This is a genomic window from Burkholderia sp. A9 (assembly GCF_000801975.1).
Genome location: NZ_JSZN01000019.1, coordinates 55280 through 68312, shown reverse-complemented (window position 1 = coordinate 68312; position 13033 = coordinate 55280). Strand labels below are relative to the sequence as shown.

Annotated in this window: 10 protein-coding genes and 1 pseudogene; 1 reads left to right on the top strand and 10 read right to left on the bottom strand. The window is 60.8% G+C overall.

Features of this window, described 5'->3' with window-relative positions:
• Positions 1-1002 (top strand): NAD(P)(+) transhydrogenase (Re/Si-specific) subunit beta (locus tag PI86_RS10910; protein ID WP_039321876.1); only part of this gene is annotated, 1002 nt, incomplete at its 5' end.
• 339 nt (positions 1003-1341) lie between these two features.
• Here PI86_RS10910 and PI86_RS17080 read toward each other — a convergent pair.
• From PI86_RS17080 to PI86_RS10860, 10 genes and pseudogenes are all read right to left on the bottom strand, one after another.
• Positions 1342-2098, bottom strand: a pseudogene (locus tag PI86_RS17080) (IS5 family transposase).
• A 245-nt stretch (positions 2099-2343) separates the two neighbouring features.
• The gene (locus tag PI86_RS10900; protein ID WP_235362734.1) at positions 2344-3138 is read right to left on the bottom strand and encodes an enoyl-CoA hydratase/isomerase family protein; all 795 of its coding nucleotides are present in this window, start codon (positions 3136-3138) and stop codon (positions 2344-2346) included.
• Positions 3139-3207: 69 nt separating this feature from the next.
• The gene (locus PI86_RS10895) at positions 3208-3933 is read right to left on the bottom strand and encodes an enoyl-CoA hydratase/isomerase family protein (RefSeq protein ID WP_039321869.1); all 726 of its coding nucleotides are present in this window, start codon (positions 3931-3933) and stop codon (positions 3208-3210) included.
• Between the two features lie 49 nt (positions 3934-3982).
• Complete coding sequence (locus tag PI86_RS10890; RefSeq protein ID WP_039321866.1) at positions 3983-5026, bottom strand: CDP-6-deoxy-delta-3,4-glucoseen reductase; 1044 nt, start codon at positions 5024-5026, stop codon at positions 3983-3985.
• A gap of 47 nt (positions 5027-5073) precedes the next feature.
• A complete protein-coding gene (locus tag PI86_RS10885; RefSeq protein ID WP_039321863.1) occupies positions 5074-7209 on the bottom strand; it encodes an acetate--CoA ligase family protein in 2136 nt (711 codons plus the stop codon).
• A 574-nt stretch (positions 7210-7783) separates the two neighbouring features.
• A complete protein-coding gene (locus PI86_RS10880; protein ID WP_039321860.1) occupies positions 7784-8626 on the bottom strand; it encodes an SMP-30/gluconolactonase/LRE family protein in 843 nt (280 codons plus the stop codon).
• A 76-nt stretch (positions 8627-8702) separates the two neighbouring features.
• The gene (locus PI86_RS10875) at positions 8703-9446 is read right to left on the bottom strand and encodes an SDR family oxidoreductase (RefSeq protein ID WP_039321857.1); all 744 of its coding nucleotides are present in this window, start codon (positions 9444-9446) and stop codon (positions 8703-8705) included.
• Between the two features lie 149 nt (positions 9447-9595).
• Positions 9596-10567 (bottom strand): sugar ABC transporter substrate-binding protein, encoded by a 972-nt coding sequence (locus tag PI86_RS10870; RefSeq protein ID WP_039321854.1) that lies wholly within the window; start codon positions 10565-10567, stop codon positions 9596-9598.
• Between the two features lie 211 nt (positions 10568-10778).
• Positions 10779-11960: a porin gene (locus PI86_RS10865; RefSeq protein ID WP_039321851.1), complete on the bottom strand. Its 1182-nt coding sequence runs from the start codon at positions 11958-11960 to the stop codon at positions 10779-10781.
• 678 nt (positions 11961-12638) lie between these two features.
• Positions 12639-13028: a type II toxin-antitoxin system VapC family toxin gene (locus PI86_RS10860; protein ID WP_039321847.1), complete on the bottom strand. Its 390-nt coding sequence runs from the start codon at positions 13026-13028 to the stop codon at positions 12639-12641.
• Positions 13029-13033: the final 5 nt, after the last annotated feature.

Below are 13033 nucleotides of genomic sequence, written 5' to 3'. Positions count from 1 at the left end.
TTCGCGGGCTCGATCATCGCGTTCGGCAAGCTGTCGGGCAAGATCGGCGGCAAGCCGCTGCTGCTGCCGGCACGGCACTGGATGAACCTGGCTGCGCTGCTGATCGTGATCTACTACGGCCGCGCGTTCCTGCATGCGGAAAGCATCCAGGACGGCATGCTGCCGCTCGTCGTGATGACCGTGATCTCCCTGCTGTTCGGCGTGCACATGGTGATGGCGATCGGCGGCGCGGACATGCCGGTCGTGGTGTCGATGCTCAACAGCTACTCGGGGTGGGCGGCGGCGGCCACCGGCTTCATGCTCGGCAACGACCTGCTGATCGTGATCGGCGCGCTGGTCGGCTCGTCGGGTGCGATCCTGTCGTACATCATGTGCCGCGCGATGAACCGCAACTTCATCAGCGTGATCGCCGGCGGCTTCGGCAGCGGCGCGGGCGCACCGGCCGCAGCGAGCGGTGGCGCGCAGCCGGCCGGCGAGGCGGTCGCGGTGAGCGCGGCGGAGACGGCCGAGCTGCTGCGCGATGCAAAGCGCGTGATCATCGTCCCCGGCTACGGCATGGCCGTCGCACAGGCCCAGCACACGGTGTTCGAGCTGACGAAGCTGCTGCGCGAGAAAGGCGTCGACGTGCGTTTCGCGATCCACCCGGTCGCGGGCCGCATGCCGGGGCACATGAACGTGCTGCTGGCCGAAGCGAAGGTGCCGTACGACATCGTGCTGGAGATGGACGAGATCAACGGCGACTTCCCCGAGGCCGACGTGTCGATGGTGATCGGCGCGAACGACATCGTGAACCCGGCCGCACAGGACGACCCGTCGAGCCCGATCGCCGGCATGCCGGTGCTGGAAGTGTGGAAGGCGAAGACGTCGATCGTGATGAAGCGCAGCATGGCGTCCGGCTATGCGGGCGTCGACAATCCGCTGTTCTACAAGGACAACAACCGCATGTTGTTCGGCGACGCGAAGTCGATGCTCAATGAAATCTTCGGTGCGCTGAAAATCTGAGCGCAACAACGTATCCAAAATGAACCAGAATCGACATTTGAACAAGTTGCCACCTGTTGTCGCTTGATCTTAAGAGGCAAACATCAAGCCATATTAGCAATGTGCTCCGAACTGTGGCGCCATCACTTTGATTACCAACGGCTGCTGCACCAACGATGACACATCTGCAAGCAAGCTCGTGGTCGTGAGCAGCGCGGCAACGGTCAAGTGGGTGCGCAACGAGAGTAACGCCATGTGCTTCACGATTCGCCCAGTTGCTGGCTATATGCCGGGGCACGTGGACGCCGTCCATTCGTGTGAATCACAGCTGACAATTTTGTACTCTAGAGCGTGTTCACACTAGCGAAGGACTTCGACGATCAGGGCGAAGTCGATAAAAACAATGAACATCAGATCGATGTTTGTCGAAGCGCGAGAAGATGCGACGAAAGCCCTTCAATCGACAGGACAGCCGCTCGACTTCGTTGCGACGTTTGTACATCTCCCGGTCGTACTCCCAAGGCTCGACGCGCATGCTCAACGGAGGAACGACCGGGATGAAGCCGAGATCCAGCGCGAGTTGTCGGGTTTCCTTGCCTTCGTACGCCTTGTCCATCAGCAGGTGCAGTAGCCGATTCGACGGTCCGAAGCGTTCGAGCAATGCACGTCCGTGCGGCGCATCGCCGGCTTGGCCGGGCGACAGTGCGAACGTTATGGCTGTTCGAGCATCCGCGGCAACCATATGAATCTTGGTTGTCCATCCTCCGCGGGACTTGCCGATGGCTTGGGGTCCATTTTTTTAACGCACCGGTGCCCTCAGGATGAATCTTCACGATCGTGCTATCCAGCGACACCGCCTCAATCCGAACGCGAATAATCTGCGCACGCTGCAACTCCGTGAATACTCGGCCCAGTACGCCGTTGCGAGACCAGCGGTTCAGCGCGTGTAGATCGTGTGTCAGCGGCCGAAACGGGGCGGCAGACCACGCCATTTACATCCGTGCTCGGCAACATAAAGGATTGCGTTGAGCACTTGCAGGTTCGACAGGCTCACATTGCCTCGCTATCGCGGCAGGCAATGTTCGATCTGTTTGAATTGGACTTCGGAGATTTCAATCTCCGAAGCATAACCCCAAATCAATGTAGTGTGAACACGCCCTAGCCGGGGGGAAAGGCTCAGGTACAACGCGCGCCGGGATTCGGATGCCACCTCGTGTACAGTGGATGCAACAAGTAAGTTCAGCGGGCCGCCGCGCGAGCGGCAGCCGCGTATCGGATGCATTCGGTATTGCATCTTCGTCCGGACATGGGACTGTCCGACCAACAGCACGCTGACCCACTCCACAGTGTCAGACCGACTGGTCACTTTCCCTGGAACTGGGGCTTGCGCTTGTCCTTGTAAGCCTGAATCGCCTCCTTGTAGTCGGCCGTCGATTGCACGACGGCCATCTGCGCCGCGACGGCATCCAGACTTGTCCGCAGATCCGTCCGCATCGACTGGTACATCAGTTTCTTGATTTCGCGCAGCTGGATCGGCGGGCCATCGGCCAACTGAGTAGCGAACGTCAGAGCTTCGTCCATCAACGACTCGTCGCTGAACACGCGATTGACGAGACCGATCTTCAGCGCTTCCTCCGACGACACGAATGCACCGGTCCACAACAGCTCCAGTGCCTTGGCCGGACCGACCAGTCGCGGCAGGAAATAGCATCCGCCATTACCCGGCAGCAGGCCGACGCGGATGTATGCCTCCGAAAAACGTGCGGAAGCACCGGCGAATCGCAAATCGCACATCAGCGAAAGATCCATCCCCGCGCCGACCGCCGCTCCGTTCACGACCGCAATCAAGGGTTTATCGAACGCCTCGACAGCGAGCGCAACCTGGTGAGTGACTTTTTGCAGGCGGAGTTTGCGCTCGAGCGGTGTAGGGTCGCGCGCTGCGTCTTCGGCAGAACGCCGGCCCAGATCGCCCCCCGAACAAAACGCATCGCCTGCGCCGGTAATCACGAAGCAACCGATCGAATCATCGTCGTTCGCAGACTTCAATGCACTACCGAGCATCGCAAGCATTTCTTCGCTTAGCGCATTCTTCTTTTCCGGGCGATTCAGGCGAGCGACCATCACTCGACCGACTATGCTGATCTCAAGATCGGACAATTTCAACTCCTTCTGTTGGGCTCGCCCGTCCACGCTCGCGGAAGGTACGGGTAGATGTTCGGCGGGCAATCACTTCGCGGCCTGCTGGCGATGACGTGCGTGTTCGTCGCGCGCCTCGCCAAGTGCGTCTTTCAACGCGCGATTGATCCAGCGCTTGTTGTCGGCGAATACGGTCGGGTCTTTTGCTCCTAGGCTCGTCGCCACCGCGCTCGCGGCAGCGGAGAGCTCCTCCCTCCTCACGACCGACCTGACGAGCCCGCGACGTTGCCCTTCCGCGGCAGTCATTCGGCGTCCGGTCTGAATCAGGTCGAGCGCCAGCGCTCGCCCACCGATCACCGCGAGGATGTTCGCGCCCGAGAACGTCGCAATGCCGAGATCGATCTCGGGCAGTGCGAGGTCCGCCGAGTCGACGGCAACGCAAGCATCCGCAAGCAACGCAAGCATCGCCCCTCCGCCGATCGCTGCTCCGTTGAGCACCACGACGACCGGCTTCGGCGCGTCCATCACGATGTCCTGCAATGCCGCCAGCGCGTGCGAGCGCCGCTCCCTCTGGCGCACTGCGTCACCGTCCTCTGGCTTCTCGCGCACATCCACACCTGCCGTGAAGACCCGTTCTCCCGCTCCGGTCAGCATCACCGCCCGGATCTCCGGATCCTCGACGCCCCGTGCAATCGCCGCGGTAATGTCCTGGACCATGCCCACGGTCATCGCATTCGCCTTGTCGGCCCGATTCACGGTGATCCAGAGAAAGGCATCCCGTTTGTCGACAACTACGTTACTTGCCGCTGTTTCCATTTCGTACTATCCCGATTGCTGATTCTCATTCAAGTCGCGACGCCATTCATCACGCGGAAGGCGGCGTGCTCGAAACGAACATGTCTGCATGAAACTCATCTTCCGGAAGCCCACATGCCGCCGTGAAATCACGTAACGCCGCCTGCACGACCACCGGTGCCCCACATGCATAAACCTGATGCCCCGACAGATCCGGGTAGTCGTCCATCACGGCCCGGTGCACGAAGCCCGTCCGGCCACGCCACGCGTCTTCGGGGCGAGCCTCCGAGACGACCGGGACATAAGTCACACCGTGCTCCTCCGTCCAGGTTCGCGCGAGTTCATCCAGATAGAGATCAGCGGGTCTCCGTCCACCCCAGTAGAGCGTCATGGGTCGGCGGCTACCCTTGCGCACTTCGTGTTCGATCATCGACTTGATCGGCGCGAAGCCCGTTCCGCTGGCGACGAATATGATCGGCTTTTCGCTATCGTCCCGAACGAAGAACGTCCCCAACGGACCTTCAAGCCGAAGCAGATCGTTTACTTTCATGGCGTTGAACACATGCGTGCTGAACGGGCCGCCATAGTTGCGCAGGTGCAGTTCGACAAACGCGTCATCGTCCGGGGAGTTGGCCATGGACAGGCTGCGCCGGATACCGCCGTTCATCAAGACATCGATGTACTGGCCGGGCAGAAACACGAGCCTGTCCTTTGCGGCCGTCCTGAGCCGGATGCGCATCACGTCGTCTGCCAGCCGCTCGAGCTGATCGACGCGGCTGGCTAGGCGCCGCACCGGTATGCCTTCGGCCGCGTGAACGACTTTGCAGGCCACGGTCACCGCGGAAAGCGGCTTCGCTTGACACAGCAGCGCATAGCCTTCGCTGCGCTCCGCGTCCGTCAATCCCTGGAGGCCACCTGCGCCGTGGTCGACCGTGCCTGCCACGACCTTTGCCTTGCATGCACCGCAAACACCGTTTCGGCAGCTGTGCGCCAGCGGATACCCGCTGCCAAGCGCTGCGCCCAGAATCGTTTCACTGCGCCGCACGTCCAGCGTGCGATCGAGCGGTTCGAACGTCACCGGATAACTTTCCGGCGCTACCAGACCATCACTCATGGGAAGCTCACCTGAATCTCGGACGGGGAGTGTTTGTTGCGTCGCAGTCACGCCGACGGCCCTTCATTGGCGTCGTGCGGGACAATGAGCGCATCTGCGGCGATCACGCCGCCCGGCAACGCGAACAGTGGATTGATGTCGATCTCCCGCACGCGATCGCGGTTTTCCCACGCGAAGCGGGACAGAACGGCAAGCGCCGACGCGATTGCGCCCACATCCATGGCTGCGCCGCCACGAGCGCCATCGAGGATGCGGCGGCACTTCAGCTCATCGAGCATTTCCCGTGCCGTGGCTTCGTCGAACGGTGCCAGTCTGCAGGTCGAGTCGCCCAGCAATTCGGCATAAATGCCGCCTGCGCCCACGACAACCACCGGGCCGAATACGATGTCGTTCACCGCGCCGACAATGAGTTCGACGCCGCCGCGCACCATCTCCGATACCAGCACGCCATCGATGCGTGCCGACGGCATATAGTTGCACGCGTTCACGAGGACTTGGTCGATTGCCGCCTCCAGTTCCGCCCGTGTGCCGATGCCGACCTTCACGCCACCGGCCTCGGTCTTGTGGGGGATATCGGCCGACACGACCTTCACCACCAGAGGCGCATTCAACGTGTCGAATACCGCACCGTCCGCGCGGGTGACGACGACGTCTCGCGTCACCGGAATGCCGGCCGCCGCCAGAATCGCTTTCGACTCCGTCTCGGACAACGCAGCGCCCAGCGCGATCTGATGCCCATTGCTCGATGCGGCGGTCTTGCCTTCGACATCCCGGGTCTGGTTCACGCGACGTCGGGCTTCCTGATAGCGTGCCAACATGGCGATCGCGCGTGCCGCGCGCGATGGGGACGGCAACACCGGAATACGTGCGTCATCGAATCGGTGCAGCGCATCGGCGACCTCGCTTGCCGGTGCGGAAGAGAACACGACGATCGGCTTCGTCGCATCTGCCGCCACGCGTGCCAGCACGTCGGCTGCCGCGGTACTGCCAGCCTTGCCTGTCGTTGCGAGATTGACGCACACCGCATGTACGTTCGAATCGTCCAGCACCGCCCGCACCGCAGTCTCGAGTTTGTCTGCGTTGTTCGCGGAGAAGTAGCCGGCCGTGAGATCGATCGGATTGTGAACTGCGCCGATATTCGGCACGACGGCCTGGAGCTTGCGCTGCGTTTCCTCGCCGAGTTCACACAGTGTCAGTCCCTGCGGCTCGCCCGCATCCGCGAAGACAATGGCGGAGCCGCCCGACACGCCCATCACCGCAACGCCATTTCCCGACGGATATTTGGCGCCGGCCAGCGCTTTCAGATAATCGACGGCCTCGTGGATTTCGTTGATTTCCACGATACCCGTTTGCTTGAACAGCGCCCGGTAAAAGTCGTAAGTACCGGTCATGCTGGCCGTGTGCGACGCGGCGGCGCGGGCGCCCTGTTCGGTGACGCCGCCCTTCCATAACAGGATCGGCTTACCGGCTGCCATTGCCCGACGGCCGACGTCGAGCAAGGCGCGGCCGTCGCGGGTGCCTTCGATATACGCGACGATGATTCGGGTTTGCGGATCGTCCAGCAATGCATCGATGAGCTGTACGGTGTCGATATCGGTCTCGTTGCCCGTCGCCACAACGTGACGGAATCCGATATCCGCGGTAGAGCACGCAAGCGCGAGGCTGTAGCCGAAGCCGCCACTCTGCGTCACAAGCGACACTCCGCCTGCCTTCAGTTTCGGCTCGCGCGTGATACTACCGAACGCCGCGTAGACGTTCGAATGAATGTTGGCGAAGCCGAGACAATTGGGCCCGATGATACGCATGCCGGCTTTGCGTGCCAGCGCAAGCATGCGCTGTTCGCGTTCAATACCTTCCGGCCCGCTTTCACGAAACCCGCCGCTCAATACGACCGCGAACGGCACGCGCTTTTCCGCACACCCTTCCAGCACCGGCAACACGCCGGCTGCGGGAACGCCGACGACGACGAGATCGACGGGCTCGTCGATCTCGGCCACCGATCCGTAGCATTTCAGTCCTTCGAACTGTTCGTATTTCGGGTTGACCGGAAAGACCTTTCCCGCATAACCGTTCTTCAGCAACGCACGAACAGCCTGAGAACCCGGCCGTCCAGCGTCGTCGGACACACCTACCACCGCGATCGAGCGCGGCTCGAACAAATGTCTGAAGTCGTTGTCGTTCATATCGTTACTGGCTACCACACCATCGATGAGAAATTGGGGGGGAATCGGAAACGCGCCTGCTCGGGGTCCTCACAACGCCGCGCGCTCTGATCGCAGCACTCGTGGGCAGCGGTCCATGCGACCTCGCCGACAGGAAACACTGTAGACCGCCCCTTCGCACGCGTCAATTAAAATGAAACGGGTTTCATTGTTCGGAACTTGAAAATCGACCGACGAAACATGCTCGACAATTGCGAATACCCGCCGGCAGCGGGTCGAAAGGGGTAAGAAATTCGGCAAGCAACTCTTGCGCGGCTGGCAAAGCGCACCGTTCAATGCACCGGATCGGCCAATCGCCGGGACGAGATACGACCTTCTGATGAGCAGGAGCGCGGCTGGAGCAAGTCCAGGCATTTCCGGAGCGACCGACGCTGTTGCCGTCGCAGGATGTGGAATCGACACGTGCAGCAGCACGTTGAAGGCTGATGCATGACTCATGCAGGCGGCATGAAGTCGCGCGACGTGTCGAACCCGCAATCGGATCGATTGAATAGTGGGGCGTGGTCCCGCGACGATCCCGTCGCGAGACGACGCCTTACTGCAACGCCGGCACGTCGACCCGAACGGTCAATACAGCGGCCTTTCGCTTGCGCGCGGACAGTTCGTCCAGCGTGCCTCGATAGACGGTACAAAACAGTTGACGTCCGTCGGCACCGCCAAGCGTGCACGATACGGCACGACCATCGAAGCTGATCGCATCCGTGATCGCCCCGCCGTCGAGCACGCGAAGGATCTCGCCCGTATTGAAGCAAGCGGCCCAGACTGCGCCCGCCGCATCGGCGCAGATTCCGTCGGGCTCGCGCTCGCCGAGATCCGCATAAACGCGGCGATTGACGAGGTGCCCGCTGTCGTCGATGTCGAAGGCTGTCAGTCGACGAAGCCAGGTTTCCGCGACGATCAGGGTTTTGCCGTCATTGGTGATGACCGCGCCGTTCGGAAATTCCAGCTCCGTCGCTGCCACGCTGATCGCCCCGTCGCGATCGACGCGATGAAGTGCCGTCAGCGCTTTCGGCTCGCCAGCATCGTAGTCGTATCCGAAGTTGCCGACATAGATGCGCCCGTGCCGGTCGATCACGAAATCGTTGACATCGCCCGCAGCGATCCCGGAAAGATCCGCATACTCGACGATCGAATGTCCAACGATCTTCATCAACCGACGATCCTTCGACGACACGACGATCGGCGTCCCGTCCGGCAGAAACCCGAGCCCCGACGGTCGATGCGGCACGTCGCAGATCCTTTCGCGCGTGCCGTCGAGACCAAGCGCGTAGACAGCATGGTCGAAGACATCCGAAATCCAGAGTCGATCATCGTGCCAACGCGGCGCTTCCAGGAAGATGAAATCTTCTGCAAGAAGCGAGGGTTGGTATGTTTTCATGTGCTCCTCCTGGTGCTCCAACCTGGTGCGCAATGGCGAGAGCGCCTGTTCGCCCTCGTCATTGCCAGCCGGCGCGTTACCAGCCGCCGTCGATCTGGATATTCTGCCCCGTGATCAGGTCGGACTGCGGCGATGCAAGGAACAGCGCGAGATTCGCGACATCGACCGCCTCGATCCGGCGCTTGAGGCTCTGACGCTCGAGAATCCAGTTGTTGTACTGCTCGCGGCTATCCGCACGATCGCGGAATTCGGCTTCGGAGACGACGGCACCCGGCGAAATGCCGTTCACGTTGACGCCATGCGCACCGAGTTCCCGCGCCAGCCCCTTGATCAGACCGAAGAGCGCCCCCTTGGACGCGATGTACGGCACGTATCCGTCCCACTGGCCCGTGAGCGTCAGCGACGTGACATTCACGATCTTGCCGTAACGGCGGGCTTTCATCGCACCGCTGCACGCTCTAGCCAGAACGAAGGCAGCCGACGAGTTGATTCGAACCTGGTCTTCGTACTCCTCGATCGAGAATTGCTCGAACGGCTTCATGATCACGAGCGCTGCATTGTTCACCAGCACGTCGATCCCGCCGACCTCCTCGGCCAGAGCCGAAACGGCTGCTTCGGTCGCCGACAGTTGATTGAGGTCGCAGCCGAAATAACGCACATCGCTGCCGAGCTTGCCAAGCGTCTCCTGCGCGCCTTCGACACCCGGACGGTCCAGCGCGATCACGGTTGCACCCTCCTCGGCGAAACGCGCGACCAGCGCACGACCGATCGTCCCCAATGCGCCCGTTACAAGCACCTTTTTCCCGGACAACTGAGCCATTTAAATCTTCCTCCAGTTTTCATTGCATGGTTGCGCCCCGACTGAGTCGGGACCCGGTACACCGGGAAGCAGGCGCTTCCCGCGGAAACTTCGTCGACCTCCGCTCGATCGCATCGCTGCGATCGAGCGGCGTACGCATCAGGCACCGGTCACCATTCCGCCGGACAGGCGGCCAGATTCTCCTTCGTGATCGCCGGTGTGTCGTACGTGATGAATTGCGCCTTCTTCGTGTTCTTCCCGGTCGCGGCGTCATACAGCGCCTTGGCCGCGAGACGCCCGATCAACTGAGGGCGTGTACAGACGGAACCGTCGATGCCACCGCTCTTGATCGCATCGTTGCCGAGCCGGGATCCGCCCGCCGTCGCAACGAGCTTGGCCTTGGCACCACTCGAACGCAGTGCGCGTGCGCAGCCGAGCGCCATATCGTCCGCGTGGCTATAAATAAGATCGAGATCGGGATTGGCCGTCAGGATGTTCTGGCAGACCGACTCACCTTTTGCCGGCGTCCAGTCGGTCGGTTGCGATGCGACGATCTGATACTTCACGCCCGCTTTGTCCAGTGCCTTTTTGAAGCCGTCAGTCCGCTGCCGTACCACGGCAAAACCAGGCGCGCCCTCGATGATGCCGATCTTCGCTACATGATCCTTCGGCAGAAGGCGGGCGGCCAGTTCGCCTGCACGTTCGCCCGCTGCAACGTCGTCGGTCGTGACCAGCGCCGTCAGTTTCCCGTAGACCTGACGAATCGGCACCTTGTTGGGATCACCAATCTGCACGGCGGCCGCAACGAACGGAATGTTGCTGTCTGCCGCACGATCGACCCAACCCCGAGCAACGACCGAATCGACCGCGATCATCGCGATACCGTCGACCTTCTGGGCGATCAGATCATCGACGGCGTTACCTTGTCGCTCAACGCTTGCCCGACCGTCCAGCACGACGGCCCGACACCCCATTTCCTTGCAGGCGTCCTGAAAGCCCTTGGCCAGTGATACGTCGTAGGGGTATTGCATGCTGTCCGCGACATACGCGAGCGTCACTTCCTTCGCGTTGACGGCATGGGCCGACAACGCCAGCGTCACCGCGATCGTGGTCAGCCCGAACTTCATGAAAATTGCCTTCATGCTTGTCTCCTGATTCCTCTTTTGGTTTTGCAGACTTGCCGGCGCGACCTGACCACAACGACGCTACCGGCCTGCCGTGTACGCGATACAACTCTAGACTGGCTGGACCGCGCCGTCAATAAATTTGAAACTCGTTCCGATGTTCGGAACTTTAAGTTGAATGCGGTGATCTCGGCTTCAATGTGATCTCTGCCCGAAATCGACTTGACGATCAGAACAGCGTCATGATCCCGGCGATCGCGCCAAACTGGCTATGTCCGTAGTTCGGTGCGACATTGCCCGCGGCACCGCCCTGCCTTGCGTTCGGGCCGTACGGGTCGAGGAAGCCATTGCCGAGCCCCAGATTGGAGGTCGAGCTGTTGTGGAGATAGGCGAATTCCGAGTACAGGAAGGTCCGCTTCGACAGACTGTAAGTGCCGCCAAGCGTATACATCGTCGCGTTGCCGTTGCCCTTGTTCGCGTTGGCGTGATAAACGCCACTGGTCAAGTTGATGAACGGATTCACGAGGTATGAAACCCCCACCCACTCGTGGTCAACTGCCGTGGGCACGCCGCTGACACCCGACGGCAAGGCGCCCGCCGTCACACCGTAGCTGCCGGGAGACGCATCCGGCGCGCTCAGGTGCTGGTATCCGACGTACGCCTTGAGCGGACCCCATGCGTATGTGCCGCCGGCCATGATGGACCGGGAGCTGACGTAGACATTCGAAAACTTGCCGTTCGGATCACGCGTTTCGTCATAGATCGCGAGCAGTTCGAGATTGCCAGCGTTGTACATCGCCTTGACGCCGTCCGCGCGTCCTTGCGCACCGCCCAGCTGATTCGGACCCGAACCCGAGATGCCGGAACTGGACGGTGCCGAATTCCAGCCTCCCGGATTGTTGGTGAGGCTGTACTGCCCTTTCACGGTCAGCCCGCCAAGGCTCGGAGACGTGTATTCGAGTCCGTTGCCGGCCTGTGACCAGTTACGCCCACGCACCAGCGTCGACACGGCGAACTGCTGAAAGAGCTGCGGATCGAGATCGTAGCTATCCTGCATGATTTCGCCGGCACCCGTGTTGCCCATCTTGAACGTGCCGTACCTGTCGTTCGTCACGCCGACCCACGCATGACGGCCAAACAGGCTTCCGTTCTGGATGTTTCCAGTCAATGTGCTGATCCCGGTTTCGAGCTTGAAGATGACCTTCGTACCCGCACCCAGATCCTCCGCCCCTTCGATACCCCACCACGATTCGCCGAACCCGCCGCTTTGCATGCCGATGAGGCGCCCGTCTCCACGGCCGCTCCAGTACGTCATGCCGTTGTCGATCCGACCATAGAGCGTGACGCTGCTCTGTGCCTGCGCGCCGGCCGCCAACGCGAGCAGCGAAAGACAAAAAATTCCCTTCTTCATGTCGCTTCCTTGTGTTGAAACGTCTCCACCATGACCAGGCTTTCATACGCCGGCGATCAACCTCGGTCGACGTATTTGCCTGTACCCCGCGACAGATTCTATTGACGCAAATGGCATCGGAACGGCGATGGATGGGTCAGGAAAGCGATAATCAAATTTTCCTTGTCACGCTTTATTGATCGGGCTCCGGCGTCGGATGGTCACTTTCCGTGATCAGTATTTCTTGCACGGCTCGACTACGTGTTCGGCGCCGCACCATCTTCGACCTCGGTGTATCGCTTCCCGATGAAGTCGACCGTCCCGGCAGATCAAATCAATGAAATTCGTTGCCAATCCTTGTGTTCAAAATGCAACAACAATTATTAATAGCAGTACTTATCGATTCAATTATTCTCGTTGTGAATTGGCTCGCGTGGTGCCAGCAAAAACTGCAATGGCGGCCCAGCGCGTACGATCATGCATGGCGAAGCGATATCTGACCTGCACGCTGCCTGCGTGGTGCACATTCAAGGGTGATCGATGAGAATCGGAAAAGAACAGCGACGTGGCGCTGCGTCTGGTGCAAGACGTAGCGCCGCCATCGGTCAAAGAATGCATTCGGCCCGGCTCATGAACACCGCTTTACTGAGCCCCGATTTCGAGAAGAATGGGCAAGCTGGTCGTCGTATGTGACACCGGTCACCAGACGGACTCGCCATAGACGAGCGTGTGCAGACGCTTGTCCGGTGTAATGAGAACGGCGTCGACAGTGATCGCGGTCGCCGCGATCAATCGAAGGCTCATATCGATTTCAATGGGAAAATTCGCAGCTCGTATCGTGATGGCCGTATCCACCGGGATGACCCGCAGGCCGTCGATCGATACGAGCGTGGACAGCCAGCGTCGCTTGTCGACCGACAGCTTCAACCGTCCGCCATCGACATACTGCGACACCTCGAGAATGCTGATCACCGAAATGGCGAGCGCACCGGCGTGTCGTTCCCGTTCGATCCTTTCGCGCATGGCCAGACTCAGCGTTCCCTGCCCGCTGAGCCACATGACCAGTGCCGACGTGTCGATTACGACCAAGACGG

Coding starts and splice junctions, on each gene's coding strand:
- PI86_RS10870 (WP_039321854.1), bottom strand. CDS start 10,567: ATGAAGGCAATTTTCATGAAGTTCGGGCTGACCACGATCGCGGTGACG.
- PI86_RS10875 (WP_039321857.1), bottom strand. CDS start 9,446: ATGGCTCAGTTGTCCGGGAAAAAGGTGCTTGTAACGGGCGCATTGGGG.
- PI86_RS10890 (WP_039321866.1), bottom strand. CDS start 5,026: ATGAGTGATGGTCTGGTAGCGCCGGAAAGTTATCCGGTGACGTTCGAA.
- PI86_RS10895 (WP_039321869.1), bottom strand. CDS start 3,933: ATGGAAACAGCGGCAAGTAACGTAGTTGTCGACAAACGGGATGCCTTT.
- PI86_RS10880 (WP_039321860.1), bottom strand. CDS start 8,626: ATGAAAACATACCAACCCTCGCTTCTTGCAGAAGATTTCATCTTCCTG.
- PI86_RS10865 (WP_039321851.1), bottom strand. CDS start 11,960: ATGAAGAAGGGAATTTTTTGTCTTTCGCTGCTCGCGTTGGCGGCCGGC.
- PI86_RS10885 (WP_039321863.1), bottom strand. CDS start 7,209: ATGAACGACAACGACTTCAGACATTTGTTCGAGCCGCGCTCGATCGCG.